At 45.4% G+C, this 18,043-nt stretch carries 18 protein-coding genes; all 18 read right to left on the bottom strand.

Translation table 11 applies throughout. From position 1 onward, the window contains the following. Positions 1 to 18 precede the first annotated feature (18 nt). The gene (gene rpsQ, locus ACEN8J_RS00240) at positions 19 to 282 is read right to left on the bottom strand and encodes a 30S ribosomal protein S17 (protein WP_007432574.1); all 264 of its coding nucleotides are present in this window, start codon (positions 280 to 282) and stop codon (positions 19 to 21) included. Positions 283 to 332: 50 nt separating this feature from the next. Further along, entirely contained in the window at positions 333 to 530 is a 198-nt protein-coding gene (gene rpmC / locus ACEN8J_RS00235; protein WP_007432575.1) for a 50S ribosomal protein L29, read from the bottom strand. Then, positions 520 to 954, bottom strand: coding sequence for a 50S ribosomal protein L16 (gene rplP / locus ACEN8J_RS00230; protein ID WP_007432576.1), 435 nt, complete (start codon positions 952 to 954; stop codon positions 520 to 522). Before rplP ends, rpmC begins: the two co-directional genes overlap by 11 nt. 2 nt (positions 955 to 956) lie before the next feature. Continuing rightward, positions 957 to 1,622: a 30S ribosomal protein S3 gene (gene rpsC, locus ACEN8J_RS00225; protein WP_013312156.1), complete on the bottom strand. Its 666-nt coding sequence runs from the start codon at positions 1,620 to 1,622 to the stop codon at positions 957 to 959. Between the two features lie 13 nt (positions 1,623 to 1,635). Further along, positions 1,636 to 1,968 carry a 50S ribosomal protein L22 gene (gene rplV / locus ACEN8J_RS00220; RefSeq protein WP_013312157.1) on the bottom strand — a complete coding sequence of 111 codons (333 nt, stop codon included), beginning with the start codon at positions 1,966 to 1,968 and terminating at the stop codon, positions 1,636 to 1,638. 36 nt (positions 1,969 to 2,004) lie between these two features. Beyond that, positions 2,005 to 2,283: a 30S ribosomal protein S19 gene (gene rpsS, locus ACEN8J_RS00215; RefSeq protein WP_029514489.1), complete on the bottom strand. Its 279-nt coding sequence runs from the start codon at positions 2,281 to 2,283 to the stop codon at positions 2,005 to 2,007. Positions 2,284 to 2,355: 72 nt separating this feature from the next. Next, positions 2,356 to 3,186 carry a 50S ribosomal protein L2 gene (gene rplB, locus ACEN8J_RS00210; RefSeq protein WP_029514490.1) on the bottom strand — a complete coding sequence of 277 codons (831 nt, stop codon included), beginning with the start codon at positions 3,184 to 3,186 and terminating at the stop codon, positions 2,356 to 2,358. Between the two features lie 30 nt (positions 3,187 to 3,216). Then, on the bottom strand, positions 3,217 to 3,507 hold the full coding sequence (rplW, locus tag ACEN8J_RS00205) for a 50S ribosomal protein L23 (protein WP_013312159.1): 291 nt from the start codon (positions 3,505 to 3,507) through the stop codon (positions 3,217 to 3,219). Next, complete coding sequence (gene rplD, locus ACEN8J_RS00200; RefSeq protein WP_013312160.1) at positions 3,507 to 4,130, bottom strand: 50S ribosomal protein L4; 624 nt, start codon at positions 4,128 to 4,130, stop codon at positions 3,507 to 3,509. Before rplD ends, rplW begins: the two co-directional genes overlap by 1 nt. Positions 4,131 to 4,156: 26 nt before the next feature. Then, the gene (gene rplC / locus ACEN8J_RS00195) at positions 4,157 to 4,780 is read right to left on the bottom strand and encodes a 50S ribosomal protein L3 (RefSeq protein WP_013312161.1); all 624 of its coding nucleotides are present in this window, start codon (positions 4,778 to 4,780) and stop codon (positions 4,157 to 4,159) included. Positions 4,781 to 4,812: 32 nt separating this feature from the next. Next, a complete protein-coding gene (gene rpsJ / locus ACEN8J_RS00190; protein ID WP_005544556.1) occupies positions 4,813 to 5,121 on the bottom strand; it encodes a 30S ribosomal protein S10 in 309 nt (102 codons plus the stop codon). 338 nt (positions 5,122 to 5,459) lie between these two features. Next, positions 5,460 to 6,650, bottom strand: a complete 1,191-nt coding sequence (tuf, locus tag ACEN8J_RS00185) for an elongation factor Tu (RefSeq protein WP_023990558.1) — start codon at positions 6,648 to 6,650, stop codon at positions 5,460 to 5,462. A gap of 94 nt (positions 6,651 to 6,744) precedes the next feature. Next, positions 6,745 to 8,823, bottom strand: a complete 2,079-nt coding sequence (fusA, locus tag ACEN8J_RS00180) for an elongation factor G (protein WP_029514491.1) — start codon at positions 8,821 to 8,823, stop codon at positions 6,745 to 6,747. Positions 8,824 to 8,870: 47 nt separating this feature from the next. Then, the gene (rpsG, locus tag ACEN8J_RS00175) at positions 8,871 to 9,341 is read right to left on the bottom strand and encodes a 30S ribosomal protein S7 (protein WP_007432586.1); all 471 of its coding nucleotides are present in this window, start codon (positions 9,339 to 9,341) and stop codon (positions 8,871 to 8,873) included. A gap of 50 nt (positions 9,342 to 9,391) precedes the next feature. Then, positions 9,392 to 9,814 (bottom strand): 30S ribosomal protein S12, encoded by a 423-nt coding sequence (rpsL, locus tag ACEN8J_RS00170; protein ID WP_007432587.1) that lies wholly within the window; start codon positions 9,812 to 9,814, stop codon positions 9,392 to 9,394. 144 nt (positions 9,815 to 9,958) lie between these two features. Next, complete coding sequence (locus ACEN8J_RS00165; protein ID WP_007432588.1) at positions 9,959 to 10,210, bottom strand: ribosomal L7Ae/L30e/S12e/Gadd45 family protein; 252 nt, start codon at positions 10,208 to 10,210, stop codon at positions 9,959 to 9,961. A gap of 218 nt (positions 10,211 to 10,428) precedes the next feature. After that, positions 10,429 to 14,043, bottom strand: a complete 3,615-nt coding sequence (gene rpoC / locus ACEN8J_RS00160) for a DNA-directed RNA polymerase subunit beta' (RefSeq protein ID WP_029514492.1) — start codon at positions 14,041 to 14,043, stop codon at positions 10,429 to 10,431. Between the two features lie 140 nt (positions 14,044 to 14,183). Further along, the gene (rpoB, locus tag ACEN8J_RS00155; RefSeq protein WP_029514493.1) at positions 14,184 to 17,729 is read right to left on the bottom strand and encodes a DNA-directed RNA polymerase subunit beta; all 3,546 of its coding nucleotides are present in this window, start codon (positions 17,727 to 17,729) and stop codon (positions 14,184 to 14,186) included. Positions 17,730 to 18,043: the final 314 nt, after the last annotated feature.

Here is an 18,043-nt window from a genome sequence, read left to right as displayed (position 1 = left end):
CGGAAAAACTACACTACATTAGATTATAACAGCTTTTTCAACGATTTCGACCAGTCTCCAGTTTTTGTCTTTGGACAAAGGGCGAGTTTCCATGATTTTAACAGTATCACCGATTTGTGCAGTGTTGTTTTCATCATGAGCTTTGAATTTCTTAGTTACTTTAATGCGTTTATGGTAGAGATCATGTTTTTTGTAAGTTTCTACAGCAATCACAATCGTTTTATCCATTTTGTCGCTGACTACTTTACCGACTAATACTTTACGGGCATTACGTTCGCTCATTGTTGGCCTCCTTCCTAATTACAGGCAGATTTTCCACCCGGTCTGATATCTTAGCTAATCCCAAGTTCTCTTTCACGGATCACAGTTTTAGCACGAGCAATTTCCTTACGCACAGCGCCGATCCGAGTCGGGTTATCAAGCTGACCGGTAGCGAGTTGAAAACGAAGGTTAAAAAGTTCTTCTTTAAAACCGGAGATCTTTTGTTCGATTTCAGCAGTGGTTAGGTTGCGGAATTCACTAGCCTTCATTTGCTTCACCACCCAATTCTTCACGTTTCACAAACTTAGTTTTGATTGGCAGTTTGTGAGCGGCAAGACGCATTGCTTCACGAGCAATCTCTTCCGGAACACCAGCAAGTTCAAACATAATCTTGCCTGGTTTCACTACTGCAACCCATTTTTCTACGTTACCTTTACCACTACCCATACGAACCTCAAGAGGCTTCTGAGTAATTGGTTTATCAGGGAAAATTTTAATCCAAACCTTACCACCACGTTTGATGTAACGAGTCATCGCAATACGAGCAGCTTCGATTTGACGGTTAGTAATCCATGCAGGTTCAGTAGCTTGCAAACCGTACTCACCAAAGTTCAGTGTAGTACCGCCTTTTGCACGACCCTTCATATGACCACGTTGTTGTTTACGATGTTTTACGCGTTTTGGTACCAACATGATTAGTTGCCTCCTTCCTGAGGAGCTTGTTTCTTAGCTGGAGGAAGAACCTCTCCACGATAGATCCATACTTTTACGCCAAGACGGCCGTAAGTAGTATGAGCTTCCGCTGTACCATAGTCAATGTCGGCACGAAGCGTATGCAGTGGAACAGTTCCTTCGCTGTACCCTTCGGAACGAGCGATTTCGGCACCGCCAAGACGTCCGCCTACTTGAGTTTTAATTCCTTTTGCTCCGGAACGCATAGTTCTTTGAATCGCTTGTTTCAAAGCACGACGGAAAGAAACACGACGTTCCAATTGTTGTGCAATGCTTTCAGCAACCAAGATTGCGTCCAGTTCAGGATTTTTAATTTCAGAAATATTGATGTGCACCTTTTTACCGCCTGCGATTTTAGTAATTTCATTACGCAGATTTTCAACTTCGGAACCACCCTTACCGATAACCATACCTGGTTTCGCAGTGTGAATCGTTACATTGACACGGTTAGCTGCTCTCTCGATTTCAACACGGGATACAGCGGAGTCTTTCAATCTTTTTTTCAGATGTTCACGAATTCTAACGTCTTCCAGCAAAAGATCACCGAAATCTTTGCCTGCATACCATTTGGATTCCCAATCACGGATAATACCGATTCGGAGTCCGACGGGATTTACCTTTTGGCCCACACGTTTTCCCTCCTTATTTTTCAGATACCACCAGAGTAATATGACTGGTGCGTTTGTTAATACGGCTTGCACGACCCATTGCACGCGGGCGGAATCGTTTCATTGTAGGACCTTGGTTTACAAAAACCTGAGATACTACCAATTTATTTACGTCCAAAGAGTAGTTGTGATCTGCATTTGCAATCGCAGAATTCAACAATTTCTCAACGACTGGAGAAGCGGACTTTGGAGTGTGACGAAGAATTGCAATCGCCTCACCAACCTGCTTACCGCGAATCAAATCGATAACAAGTTTCACTTTGCGAGCAGAAATCCGTACGGATTTAGCATGTGCTTTTGCTTCCATTGAGTTTACCTCCTCTCAAACACTACGCTGTGTTGATTATCTTCTTGTTTTCTTATCGTCATCCGTATGGCCTTTGTACGTACGTGTTGGAGCAAATTCGCCCAATTTGTGTCCGACCATATCTTCCGTTACGTATACTGGCACGTGTTTACGGCCATCGTATACACCAAACGTATGTCCGATAAATTGCGGGAAAATCGTAGAGCGACGGGACCAAGTTTTGATTACCACTTTTTTCTCCGACTCGTTCAAAACCTCTACTTTTTTCAACAGGTAACCATCAATGAATGGTCCTTTTTTGAGACTGCGACCCATTTATGAATCCTCCCTTCGTTAAAACGTAGTCGTTCCTTAATATGTTAACGTGCGACTTAAGCGCACGTTTTATTACTTAGTACGACGACGAACGATGTACTTATCAGATGCTTTACCTTTTTTACGTGTCTTGTAACCAAGGGTTGGTTTACCCCATGGAGACATTGGAGATTTACGTCCGATTGGAGCGCGACCTTCACCACCACCGTGTGGGTGATCGTTAGGGTTCATTACAACACCGCGAACTTCAGGACGTTGTCCCAACCAGCGACTACGACCAGCTTTACCGATTTTCACCAGTTCATGGTCTTCGTTACCTACAGAACCGATTGTCGCGCGGCAAACTTTCAGAATGCGGCGAACTTCACCAGAAGTCAAACGAATTGTAACATACTTTTCTTCTTTACCAAGAAGTTGGGCTTCCGTACCAGCGGCACGAACGAGTTGGCCACCTTTACCCGGTTTCAATTCGATGTTGTGGATAACCGTACCTACTGGAATGTTTTCCAATGGCAAAGAGTTACCGATTTTAATATCGGAACCTGCACCGGATACCACTTCGTCTCCTACTTTCAGACCTTTAGGAGCGATGATGTAACGTTTTTCACCATCCACATAGTGGATAAGTGCGATGTTGGACGTACGGTTTGGATCATATTCGATCGTAGCAACGCGGCCCGGTATTCCATCTTTGTTACGTTTGAAGTCAATAATACGGTACTTACGTTTGTGTCCGCCGCCATGATGACGAACCGTAATTTTACCTTGGTTATTGCGTCCAGCTTGCTTGCTCAGAGGTGCCAGCAACGATTTCTCGGGCTGATTAGTTGTAATCTCCTCGAAAGTAGATACAGACATAGCACGTCTGGCCGGGGACGTTGGTTTATACTTTTTAATTGGCACTGAGTTTCCCTCCTTACTTTACAGTTTCAATTATACCGTTTCAAAAAACTCAAGCGGCTTACTGTCTTTGCTCAGCGTTACGAACGCTTTCTTCCACTCGCTCGTATAGCCGGAATGACGTCCGTAGCGTTTTGGTTTTGCAGGAACACGAAGCGTATTTACGTTACTTACTTTCACGTTAAAAATGGCTTCGATTGCTTTTTTAACTTCGACTTTGTTAGAACGAATGTCAACCTCGAAAACGTATTTCAAGTCATTCATCATACCAGCCGTACGTTCGGTGATAACCGGACGTTTGATAATATCACGAGGATCCTTCATTACGCGAGCACCTCCTCTACCTTCTGAACTGCTTCCTTCGTAATGATCAGTTTGTCGTGTCCGAGCACATCAAGAACATTAATGCCATCTGCGGCTACAAACTTCACACCAGGAATATTACGAGCGGACAGTGCTACATTATCATCATAGCTAGGAGCTACGATCAATGCTTTACGATCAGCTTTAAGGTTATTCAAAATGGCTGCGAATTCTTTCGTTTTAGGTCCGTTCAGTGTAAGAGCGTCCAATACGATAATTTCATTCTCAATCACTTTGGATGACAACGCCGATTTGATCGCCAGACGACGAACTTTCTTAGGCAATTTGTATGCATAGCTGCGTGGAGTCGGACCAAATACAGTACCGCCACCAACCCATTGCGGTGCACGGATCGAACCTTGACGAGCGCGGCCAGTACCTTTTTGTTTCCAAGGTTTACGTCCGCCACCACGTACTTCAGAACGTCCTTTTACTTTGTGAGTACCTTGACGCAGGGAAGCCAATTGCATAACAACAGCGTCATGAAGAACGTGCTTATTCGGCTCGATACCGAACACTGCGTCGTTCAATTCAATTTCACCAACTTGGCTGCCGCTAATATTAAATAGTGCTACTTTTGGCATTTCGTGTTCCTCCTTTCTTCAGTTGTTTATTTTTTCACCGTTTCTAATACTTTAACGAAGCTATTTTTAGGTCCTGGAATGGAACCTTTCACGAGCAACACATTACGTTCTGTATCGATCTTAACAACTTCAAGACGTTGGATAGTTACCGTTTCATGCCCCATGTGTCCTGGCAGGTGTTTACCTTTAGGAACGCGGTTAGCTTGAATGGAACCCATAGAACCTGGACCTCTGTGGTAACGCGAGCCGTGTGCCATTGGTCCGCGGCTTTGTCCCCAACGTTTGATAACGCCGGCAAAACCTTTACCTTTAGAAATACCTGTTACGTCAACGAACTCGCCTTCTGTGAAGACATCAGCCTTCAGTTCTTGGCCAACCTCGTACGCAGCAAGGTCGATGCCACGAAGTTCACGAACGTAGCGCTTAGGTGCAGTATTTGCTTTTTTCGCATGTCCTGCTTCAGGTTTGTTGGATCTTTTTTCTTTTTTATCAGAGAAACCGAGTTGGATAGCTTCGTATCCATCGTTTTCCAGATCTTTCTTTTGCAGAACAACACAAGGACCTGCTTCGATAACCGTAACAGCAAGTACGTTACCTTCAGGGGTAAACACTTGAGTCATTCCGAGTTTTTTTCCTAAGATACCTTTCATGTTGACACCTCATTTCTTTTCCTAATTACATATTACAATTTAATTTCGATATCTACACCGGACGGCAGGTCCAAGCGCATCAAGGCATCCACAGTTTGTGGAGTCGGGTTAACAATGTCGATCAAACGCTTGTGTGTGCGCATTTCGAACTGCTCCCGGGAATCCTTGTACTTGTGTACCGCACGGAGAATAGTAATGATTTGTTTTTCAGTTGGCAGCGGAATTGGCCCGGATACACCTGCGCCCGAACGTTTTGCTGTTTCAACAATTTTCTCAGCGGATTGATCAAGAATTCTATGATCGTAAGCTTTCAAACGGATACGAATTTTTTGCTTTGCCATTTTAGTCCCTCCTTCTATCGCCCAATTTGGTATCGGACATACTCCGTGAAAATTTTCCGACAGCCCTCCCATGGCAAAGGGGCCGGGTGTGTCAGTAACCTCTCACATCATCGCACAGTCACAAACAACATTAGTTATTATATCGAATAGTTCTGCCTATTGCAAGCAAAAACGAAAAAACAATGCATCTTATTTTCAAAAGATACAATTGTGCTCGCAGCTCGCGATTTTTTCAAGAGAAAAGCCCCCGCACCAGGGCAGGGGCTCGTTAAGCTTCGTTCCAATACAACGTTACTCGTTCCAGTACACTGTTGCTCTATTTAAAGGCAAAAGCCTTCTTATTTGGAGATTGTTGCTACGGCACCAGCGCCAACTGTACGTCCGCCTTCACGAATAGAGAACTTAGTTCCTTCTTCGATAGCGATCGGGTTGATCAGTTGAACAGTAACCGTGATGTTATCACCAGGCATTACCATTTCGGAACCTTCTGGCAAAGTAATGATTCCAGTTACGTCAGTTGTACGGAAGTAGAACTGTGGACGGTAACCAGTGAAGAAAGGTTTGTGACGTCCGCCTTCTTCTTTAGTCAAAACGTAGATTTGAGCAGAAAATTCTGTATGTGGGTTAACAGAACCTGGTTTAGCCAATACTTGGCCGCGCTCGATTTGTGCACGATCTACACCGCGAAGCAGTGCGCCGATGTTGTCACCAGCTTGAGCGGAATCAAGCAATTTACGGAACATTTCTACGCCTGTTACTACGGATTTACGGGATTCTTCTTGAATACCGATGATTTCGATTTCGTCGCCCACTTTAACTGTACCACGCTCTACACGGCCTGTAGCAACTGTACCACGACCAGTGATGGAGAATACGTCCTCGACAGGCATAAGGAAAGGCTTGTCAGTGTCGCGTTCTGGAGTTGGGATGTAAGTGTCGATTGTTTCGAACATTTCAACGATTTTCTTAGCCCAGTCGCCATCTGGGTTTTGCAGTGCTTCACGAGCGGAACCACGAGTGATTGGAGTGTCGTCGCCTGGGAAGTCATACTCGCTCAGCAAGTCGCGAACTTCCATTTCAACCAATTCCAGCAACTCTTCGTCTTCAACCATGTCGCATTTGTTCAAGAATACAACGATATAAGGAACACCAACTTGGCGGGACAACAGGATGTGCTCGCGAGTTTGCGGCATTGGGCCGTCAGCTGCAGATACAACCAGAATCGCTCCGTCCATTTGTGCAGCGCCAGTGATCATGTTTTTAACATAGTCGGCGTGACCTGGGCAGTCAACGTGTGCATAGTGACGGTTAGGTGTTTCATACTCCACGTGTGCAGTGGAGATTGTGATACCGCGTTCGCGCTCTTCTGGAGCTTTATCGATTTGATCGAATGCTACAGCAGCACCACCGTAAGTTTTGGACAATACAGTTGTGATTGCAGCAGTCAAAGTAGTTTTACCATGATCGACGTGACCAATAGTACCGATATTAACGTGCGGTTTGTTACGCTCAAACTTAGCCTTTGCCATTTGAACAATTCCTCCTCAATAACTTGTATTATTTTAGGCTGCCAGATGCCCTTTTGGTAAAACCCAGAGCATACCGGTCAGCTGATACATTGTATTACTCGCCGCCTTTGGTTTTGGCAACGATCTCTTCAGCAATGCTCTTCGGAACTTCTTCATAATGAGAAAGTTCCATGGAGAACACACCGCGTCCTTGTGTACCGGAGCGAAGTGTAGTCGAGTATCCGAACATTTCGGACAAAGGCACCTTCGCACGAATGATTTGAGCTCCACTGCGGGAATCCATACCTTCAATCCGACCACGACGGGAGTTCAACATACCCATTACGTCACCCATATATTCCTCAGGAACCGTTACTTCAACTTTCATAATCGGCTCGAGCAATACTGGTTTACATTTGTCTTTCGCTGCTTTCAGCGCCATTGATCCGGCAATTTTAAATGCCATTTCATTGGAATCGACATCATGGTATGATCCGTCCACGATTGTAGCTTTAACGTCCACAAGCGGGAAGCCTGCGATAACGCCGTTTTTCATTTGTTCCTCAATACCAGCAAGAGCAGGAGCGATGTACTCTCTAGGAACAGAGCCGCCGACTACCTTACTTTCGAATTGACTACCAGTACCTGGCTCAAGCGGTTCGAACTCAACCCATACGTGACCATATTGACCACGACCACCGGACTGACGAACGAATTTACCTTCGACACGTGCTGGAGCACGGAACGTTTCACGGTAAGCAACCTGTGGTTTACCCACATTTGTTTCTACCTTGAACTCACGACGCATACGGTCAATGATGATGTCCAAGTGAAGCTCACCCATACCCGCCAAGATGGTTTGACCTGTTTCTTCGTTAGTATGAGCGCGAAGAGTCGGATCCTCTTCAGTCAACTTACCGAGAGCTACAGACATTTTATCTTGGTCAGCTTTGGTTTTAGGCTCAACCGCGATTTCGATAACCGGATCAGGGAAGTTCATGGACTCGAGAATAACAGGACTCTTCTCATCACACAGTGTATCACCTGTACCTGTATCTTTCAAACCTACGGCAGCCGCAATATCACCAGAGTAAACTACAGTGATTTCTTGACGACTGTTCGCATGCATTTGAAGAATACGTCCGATACGTTCGCGTTTACCTTTTGTTGCATTCAATACGTAAGAACCGGATTGAAGAACACCGGAGTATACGCGGAAGAATGTCAACTTACCAACGTAAGGATCCGTCATGATTTTGAATGCCAATGCGGAGAATGGCTCTTCATCGGAAGAGTGACGTTCAACTTCCGTACCGTCTTCCAAATGCCCTTGAATACTTGGCACATCAATAGGAGCCGGCAAATAGTCGAGAACAGCATCCAACATCAGCTGAACACCTTTATTGCGGTAAGAAGATCCACAGATAACTGGGAAGATTTTAACTTCTACAACACCTTTACGGAGAGCGGCTTTAATTTCGGCAACCGAAATTTCTTCGCCTTCCAGGTATTTCATTGTCAATTCTTCGTCCAGTTCAGCAACCTTCTCGATCAATTCATTACGAAGTTCTTCAACTTGATCTTTGAATTCCGCAGGAACTTCTACTTCTTCGATATCTTGACCAAGATCATCTTTGTACATATGAGCTTTTTGTTCAACGATATCGATAATACCAGTAAAATCATTTTCTGCGCCGATTGGCAATTGAATCGCAACTGCGTTCGCTTGAAGGCGATCACGCATGTCAGAGACAACATTCAGGAAGTCGGCACCAATGATATCCATTTTGTTTACATATGCGATCCGTGGAACGCCGTAGCGATCAGCCTGTCTCCATACGGTTTCGGACTGAGGCTCAACGCCTTCTTTCGCACTGAAAACACCAACTGCTCCGTCCAATACACGAAGGGAACGTTCAACTTCAACAGTGAAGTCAACGTGCCCCGGGGTGTCGATGATATTGACGCGATGACCTTTCCAGGCAGCGGTCGTCGCAGCGGAAGTAATCGTGATTCCGCGCTCTTGTTCTTGTTCCATCCAGTCCATTGTCGCAGCGCCTTCGTGAACTTCACCGATTTTGTGCGTACGGCCTGTGTAGAACAAGATCCGCTCTGTTGTTGTGGTTTTACCCGCGTCAATATGAGCCATGATCCCGATATTACGTGTATTTTTCAAGGAGAACTCTCTTGCCATGAAATGGGTCTCCCTTCAAAATTGAAGTTATTTTTTTGAGCTGAATCCTACCAACGATAGTGAGCAAACGCTTTGTTCGCTTCAGCCATTTTGTGCGTGTCTTCACGTTTTTTCACGGAAGCGCCTGTGTTGTTGGAAGCATCGATAATTTCAGCCGCCAAACGCTCTTCCATGGTTTTCTCACCGCGGTTGCGGGAGTAGTTTACGAGCCAACGTAATCCCAGGGACGTACGTCTTTCTGGTTTTACCTCGATTGGTACTTGGTAGTTGGCACCGCCGACACGGCGTGCTTTAACTTCCAGGACTGGCATGATATTCTTGATAGCTGCTTCAAAAACTTCCATCGGGTCATTCCCCGTACGTTCTTGGATAAGCTTGAACGCATTGTACAGAATGCTTTGAGCAACGCCTCGTTTTCCGTCGAGCATGATGCGATTGATCAAGCGGGTAACCAACTTGCTGTTGTATACCGGATCTGGCAACACGTCTCTTTTGGTAACTGGACCTTTGCGTGGCATGGATATCCCCCTTTCTTACATGTTAAACCGACATACGCGGTTTATATTCATTAGGATTTTTTAGCTTTAGGGCGTTTTGCGCCGTATTTGGAACGAGCTTGCATGCGGTTGTTTACGCCTGCAGTATCCAAAGCACCGCGAACGATATGGTAACGCACACCCGGAAGGTCTTTTACACGACCGCCGCGAATCAGCACTACGCTGTGTTCTTGAAGGTTATGTCCAATACCTGGAATGTAAGCAGTCACCTCTACACGGTTCGTCAAGCGAACACGAGCATATTTACGAAGTGCGGAGTTTGGTTTTTTCGGAGTCATAGTACCTACACGAGTGCACACTCCGCGTTTTTGCGGGGCACTGATGTCGGTAGCTTCACGTTTCAAGGCATTAAAACCTTTTTGCAAAGCCGGTGATTTCGATTTCTCGATTTTGGCTTGACGTCCTTTACGAACCAGTTGGTTAATAGTTGGCATGTTGGTTGCCACCCCCTTCCTCAATTTTTGCTGTTACTTTACAAACCTTATCTAAGCCCACAGACCCAGGCGGTTCATAAAAGAACAAATGAAAAGTCTTTGCCGCCAAGAATAACGATTCCTTAGACAAAAACGTTCCTTACCCTATTGTTTTACGATAGCAGCCATTGCGGCTCCCACTTCAATCCCACATGCAGCTCCGAGATTTTTCATTGTGTCTACGAGAGTCACTTTGACTCCTTGCTTGTTGCACAAAGCAATGATGTTGGAAGTGAGACGCTGATCTGCGTCTTCTGCCACATATACTTCTGAGGCAAAGCCCAATTCTACCATACGAATGGTTTGTTTGGTACCGATTTTGACATGAGCATCTTGCAGTCCCTGTTCTTTAGACATATCTCATTCCTCCGAAAAGACCCAATAGCATATAGGCTGCTCACGCACCTTTGCTATATTAGCATTGACTATAAGTAATGTCAAGACAAATATAAACCATAATTCATTTAAACAGAATAACACGATTCATTTTTGAAAAAAGCACCGGAGCACCGTCTACTGCAGCTTTTATACAAAGCTTATGTCAGCGGTGTTCCGGTAATCATACTATTTTTGTATTACTCTGCCGAAATTGGTTCGAGCTCCTCAGATGGAGACTGCCCCTCTTCCGGCTGGGCAAATTTCACGCTACGGTAACGGTTCATGCCTGTTCCCGCAGGAATCAATTTACCAATAATTACGTTCTCTTTCAGTCCAAGCAGCTGATCAACCTTGCCTTTAATAGCTGCATCAGTCAGGACACGAGTAGTTTCCTGGAAGGATGCTGCTGACAAGAAGGAGTCAGTTTCCAGAGATGCCTTGGTAATACCGAGCAGTACTGGCTTAGCTACCGCTGGTTCTTGGCCGCTGAGAATCGCTATCTTGTTCGCATTTTCATACTCATGGACATCAACAAAGGAGCCTGGAAGTAAGATTGTGTCGCCCGCATCAATGATACGGATTTTACGCAACATTTGACGAATCATAACTTCTACGTGCTTGTCGTTGATTTCTACGCCCTGGTTCCGGTATACGCGTTGAACTTCCTGAAGGATATAGTTCTGTACCCCGCGAATACCTTTAATACGCAGCATTTCTTTAGGATCAATTGAACCATCCGTCAGTTCGTCCCCAGCTTCAACAGTCATACCTTCGCTTACGCGCAGGCGGGAACCATACGTTACTGAGTATGTTTTCGTTTCAGCTTCACCCTGAATGTCGATCTCACGGCGGTCTTTACCTTCACGAACTTCTTTAACTGTACCGTCAATTTCACTAATCGTTGCCTGACCTTTAGGATTACGCGCTTCAAAAAGCTCCTGGATACGAGGCAAACCTTGTGTAATATCGTCACCCGCTACGCCGCCTGTGTGGAACGTACGCATAGTAAGCTGTGTTCCCGGCTCACCGATGGATTGTGCAGCGATGATACCAACTGCTTCACCAATCTCAACGTGTTTACCAGTCGCCAGATTGCGACCGTAACATTTCTTGCAGACGCCATGTTTAGCACGGCAACTTAATACAGAACGTATTTGAACTTTGTGTACGCCAGCTTTAACAATCGCTTCAGCTTTGTCGGAGTCAATCAATTCGTTACGTCTAGCCAAAATCTCGCCAGTCTCAGGATGACGTACCGTTTCAAAGCAATAGCGACCTTCCAGACGGTCATAGAGATCTTCAATTACTTCTTTACCATCCTGGATACGACTTACTGTGAAGCCTTTATCCGTTCCGCAGTCTTCTTCACGCACGATAACATCCTGTGCGACATCTACGAGACGACGAGTCAGGTAACCCGAGTCAGCCGTACGAAGGGCAGTATCCGCCAAACCTTTACGCGCTCCGTGAGTGGAGATGAAGTACTCGAGTACTGTCAGACCTTCACGGAAGTTTGATTTGATTGGGAGTTCGATAATACGTCCGGATGGATTCGCCATCAAACCACGCATACCGCCGAGCTGAGTAATCTGTGATTTGTTACCCCGCGCTTTGGAGTCCACCATCATCATGATGGAGTTGTAGCGATCCATGGACTTCATCAATACTTCAGTAATATCATCTTTCGCTTTAGACCAAATATCGATAATCCGGTCATAGCGTTCTTCATTCGTAATCAGACCACGACGGTACTGATTCGTTACAACTTGCGCTTTGTCTTCGGATCCCTTAAGAATCTCTTGTTTTTCCACCGGCACGATTACGTCCGATACAGCAACCGTTACCCCTGCACGAGTGGAATACGTAAAGCCAAGCTGCTTGATTTTATCCAGAATTACAGCTGTTTCTGTTGTATGGTAAGTCTCAAAACAACGGGCAATGATATTACCAAGGTAATCCTTGCCTACCCCGCTAGCTTGCGGAGCGTTTTGAATGGCTTCTGTAAGATTTACACCCTTCTCGTAAACAAAGAACTCCTCCGCAGTACCATAAAGCAGGTTCGCACGGGTAGCATCATTGATGTACGGGAAGCTTGCCGGGAAAATTTCATTAAAGATAATTTTACCAACCGTTGTGATCAACATCGCTTCCTGTTGTTTTTCCGTAAAGCTCGTTTTATTCAAAGCTTTAACCGGAATAGCTACACGAGCATGAAGTCCAGCTGTACCACGTTGGTAAGCCGATATAGCTTCATTCATGTTGCGAAGGATCATATTACTTCCTTCTTCTTCTTTGTTATCCATAGTCAGATAGAAAGAACCAAGAACCATATCCTGGGAAGGTGTAACAACTGGCTTGCCGTCTTTCGGATTCAAAATGTTGCCGGATGCTAGCATAAGCAAACGAGCTTCAGCTTGGGCTTCCGCAGACAACGGAACGTGAACAGCCATTTGGTCACCGTCAAAGTCGGCATTATATGCAGTACATACGAGCGGATGCAGACGAATCGCACGACCTTCAACCAAAATCGGTTCGAACGCCTGGATACCGAGTCTATGCAACGTAGGGGCACGGTTCAGAAGAACCGGATGCTCCTTGATTACTTCTTCCAGCACATCCCATACTTCTGCACTCACACGCTCTACTTTACGTTTCGCGCTCTTGATATTGTGCGCCAAACCTTTGTTCACCAGTTCTTTCATAACAAAAGGTTTGAACAGTTCCAACGCCATTTCTTTTGGCAAACCGCATTGATACATTTTCAAGTACGGACCTACAACGATAACGGAACGACCAGAGTAGTCAACACGTTTTCCGAGCAAGTTTTGACGGAAACGTCCTTGTTTACCTTTCAGCATGTGGCTGAGGGATTTCAAAGGACGGTTACCTGGACCTGTAACAGGACGACCACGACGACCATTATCAATCAAGGCGTCAACAGCTTCCTGCAACATCCGTTTTTCATTTTGTACGATAATATCTGGCGCACCTAGATCTAACAGACGTTTCAGACGGTTATTACGGTTAATAACACGACGATACAAGTCGTTAAGGTCAGAGGTAGCGAAACGACCACCATCCAACTGTACCATTGGACGAAGCTCAGGAGGAATAACAGGAAGTACGTCCATGATCATCCAATCCGGTTGGTTGCCTGAGTTACGGAAGGCCTCAATAACTTCAAGGCGTTTGATCGCACGGTTACGGCGTTGTCCTTGAGCTGTACGCAGCTCTTCTTTCAAAAATTCTAACTCTTTGTCTATATCCAAATCTTGAAGAAGCTTTTTAACCGCTTCAGCACCCATACCTGCCTGGAAGCCATAGCCGTATTTCTCACGGTAGCTACGGTATTCTTTTTCGGACAGGAGTTGTTTTTTCTCCAAAGGCGTATCTCCTGGATCGGTTACAACATAAGATGCGAAGTAAATGATCTCTTCCAGAGATCTTGGAGACATATCAAGAGCAAGACCCATACGACTTGGAATGCCTTTGAAGTACCAAATGTGCGATACAGGAGCAGCCAACTCAATATGGCCCATACGCTCACGGCGAACCTTAGCGCGAGTAACTTCTACTCCACAACGGTCACAGACAACACCTTTATAGCGTACACGTTTGTACTTACCGCAATGACATTCCCAGTCTTTCGTAGGTCCGAAAATTTTCTCGCAAAATAGTCCTTCTTTTTCCGGTTTAAGCGTACGATAGTTAATCGTCTCCGGTTTTTTGACTTCTCCGCGGGACCAAGAACGAATCTTTTCGGGGGAAGCAAGCCCGATTTTCATATATTCGAAATTGTTAACGTCCAACAAGGAGCAACCCTCCTTAACCAAATCCTGAGTTTTTAGGTTTGATACCGCCCAGCAGCACCGGGCGGTATCAAGAAACCTGATCCATCCTAGAATGGATCAAGGTATATAACAAAGCTGATATGAGTCAGTTAGCAGTCAAACTACTCTACGCCAACCTCAGAGCCTTCCAGATTCAAACTCAGCTTATCGCCGCTTGTGTCATCCTCATCATCAAGCTCTCTCATTTCGATCTCTTGTTCGTCTTCAGACAGAATCTTCACGTCCATACCCAAGCTTTGCAGCTCTTTGATCAAGACCTTAAATGATTCTGGAACACCCGGTTCAGGTACATTTTCACCTTTGACAATGGATTCGTAAGTTTTAACACGTCCAACCACATCATCGGATTTCACAGTCAAAATTTCCTGAAGCGTGTACGCCGCGCCGTAGGCTTCCAATGCCCATACTTCCATCTCCCCGAAGCGCTGTCCACCGAATTGAGCTTTACCACCCAATGGTTGCTGCGTAACGAGAGAGTAAGGACCTGTAGAACGAGCATGGATTTTATCATCGACCATGTGCGCCAGTTTGATCATGTGCATGACACCGACAGTAACTTCACGTTCAAAACGATCACCCGTACGTCCGTCATACAACACAGTCTTACCATTACGCTGCATGCCTGCCTCTTCCATTGTATCGAACACGTCATACTCCTTGGCACCATCGAATACTGGAGTTGCCACATGAATACCAAGACGCATTGCAGCCATACCCAGATGGACTTCAAGCACCTGTCCGATGTTCATCCGTGAAGGTACCCCCAGCGGGTTCAGAACGACCTGTACTGGTGTGCCATCCGGCAGGAACGGCATATCTTCTTCAGGCAAAATACGGGCAACGACACCCTTGTTACCGTGACGTCCAGCCATTTTATCGCCTTCGGAGATTTTACGTTTTTGAGCAATATATACACGAACCAACTGATTTACACCTGGTGGCAGTTCATCGCCATTTTCACGTGTAAACACCTTTACATCTACAACAATCCCATCTGTTCCGTGAGGAACTCTCAAAGAAGTATCGCGAACCTCGCGTGCCTTCTCACCAAAGATTGCGTGTAAGAGACGTTCTTCAGCTGTCAATTCAGTCACACCTTTAGGTGTAACTTTACCAACAAGAATGTCACCTGCACCGATTTCGGCACCAATACGAATGATTCCACGCTCATCCAAGTTGCGAAGCGCCTCTTCACCGACATTTGGAATGTCACGAGTGATTTCTTCAGGTCCAAGTTTCGTGTCACGAGCCTCGGATTCGTATTCCTCAATATGGATCGAGGTGTATACATCCTCCTTAACCAGTTTCTCACTCAGCAGGATCGCATCCTCGTAGTTGTAACCTTCCCAAGTCATGAAGGCAACGACAACGTTACGTCCCAACGCCAACTCACCCATCTCTGTAGATGGACCATCCGCAAGAATATCGCCAACTTTGACAATATCTCCTCTGTTCACAATCGGACGTTGGTTAATGCAAGTTCCTTGGTTAGATCGCATGAATTTGTGTAATTTATACTTAACAATGTCGCCCTTCACTTCAGCACCATCTACAGTTTCGATACGACGCAACCAAATTTCGTTAGCCGAAGAGCGTTCGATAACTCCGTTGTATTTGGATACAATGCAAACACCAGAATCTTTTGCAGACTTGTGCTCCATTCCTGTTCCGACCAATGGAGACTTTGGAATCAAAAGTGGGACAGCCTGACGTTGCATGTTGGAACCCATCAATGCGCGGTTAGAGTCATCATTCTCCAGAAACGGAATCAGTGCTGTCGCAACTGATACGACCTGTTTAGGTGATACGTCCATGTAATCGACACGGCTACTAGCCATTGGAATAATGTTATCAGACTGTTTGTTATAACGGACAATGACGACCTCATCCTTAAAGGTGTTTTCCTCCGTCAATTCCGCGTTCGCCTGAGCTACGATGTAGTTATCTTCTTCATCAGCAGTCAGGTAATCAATCTGGTCTGTAACTTTTCCGGTTTTCGGATCTACCCAACGATAAGGAGCTTCGATAAATCCGTACTCGTTGATACGTGCAAATGTGGACAAAGAGTTGATCAAACCAATGTTTGGTCCCTCTGGTGTCTCGATAGGACACATACGGCCGTAGTGACTTGGATGGACGTCACGCACTTCCATGCCTGCGCGTTCACGCGTCAAACCGCCGGGTCCGAGTGCGGACAGACGACGTTTGTGCGTTAATTCAGCAAGCGGGTTTGTCTGATCCATAAACTGTGACAGCTGCGAGCTACCAAAAAACTCTTTAATCGAAGCAATTACTGGACGTATGTTAATCAACGCTTGTGGCGTAATTACATTAGCATCCTGAATCGACATTCTTTCACGCACCACGCGTTCCATACGGGATAAACCGATACGGAACTGGTTTTGGAGCAACTCACCTACAGAACGTAAACGACGGTTACCCAAATGGTCAATATCGTCCGTACTTCCGATACCGTGAAGCAAGTTAATAAAATAACTGATGGAGGAAATAATATCGGCAGGCGTAATATTCTTAACCGATTTATCAATATTTCCGTTAGCAATCAGTTTTACTACTTTACCGTCCTCAATTGGCGAGAATACATCAATCGTTTGAAGTGGAATATCATTGCTTTCCAGCACGCCGCTAGCAACATGATACGTGCGGTGTCCTACTGATTCCTCCAGTTGGGCCAAAATCTCGTCCAACAGGCGACGATCCACCATTTGTCCTGCTTCAGCGATAATTTCACCAGTTGTTGTATCAATCAATGTCTCAGCAAGACGTTGATTGAACAGACGGTTTTTGATGTGAAGCTTTTTATTGATTTTGTAACGGCCTACGTTGGCCAGATCATAACGTTTTGGATCAAAGAAGCGTGCAACAAGCAAGCTCTTTGCGTTATCCAGTGTAGGTGGCTCACCCGGGCGAAGACGCTCATAAATTTCAATCAGCGCTTTCTCCGTGGAATCCGTATTGTCTTTATCAAGTGTGTTGCGGATATATTCGTCATTGCCGAGCAAATCCAGAATCTCAGCATCAGTGCCAAAGCCAAGTGCACGCAGCAACACCGTAACCGGAATTTTACGGGTACGGTCAATCCGGACATAGATAATATCCTTCGCATCCATCTCCAGTTCGAGCCAAGCCCCCCGGTTAGGAATTACCGTTGCGGTGTATGTTGTTTTCGCATTCTTGTCGACTTTTGTGCTGAAATAGACGCTGGGAGAGCGAACCAACTGGCTGACAATAACCCGTTCCGCACCGTTAATAATAAACGTACCCGTTTCAGTCATCAGCGGGAAGTCTCCCATGAATACTTCCTGCTCTTTCACTTCCCCGGTCTCTTTATTAATAAGCCGGACTTTTACCCGAAGCGGTGCTGCATACGTAACGTCGCGTTCCTTTGCGTCGTCAACGGTATATTTGGGTTCTCCGAGAGAATAGTCGATAAACTCCAAAATCAGATTTCCAGTGAAATCTTGAATTGGTGAAATATCCCGAAACATTTCCCGTAATCCTTCCTCCAAAAACCAATCATAGGATTTTTGTTGGATCTCAATCAGGTTCGGAACCTCGAGTACCTCATTAATACGTGCATAACTGCGCCGAGTGCGTCGACCATATTGAACAAGATGTCCTGCCAACTTAAACTCACCCCTCATGTCTACTCACTTTAAAAATACATTGCGAACCTCTGTTTGTGACCTTATAATAAGACACATACAGAAGATTCAATCTTACAAATACAGAAAAGCCCTTACTCGAATGCATTCGAAAAAAGAGCAATGTATCTGCAGAATCCTCTTACCGGAAGATCTTCATCACTTGTAGATTTGCCCAAAATGGTTGTATTATACGTAATAGCGATAAACACTATACCTACTACGCATAAATCTATTGACATTTCAACAAACTAAAGCCATGGAGGGCATCCTAATACTGACATTTTATAATGATA

The sequence above is a fragment of the Paenibacillus sp. Paensp38 genome (assembly GCF_059491915.1).
The sequence above is the reverse complement of the archived record's forward strand: the minus strand, read 5'-3'. Positions and strand labels throughout refer to the sequence as shown.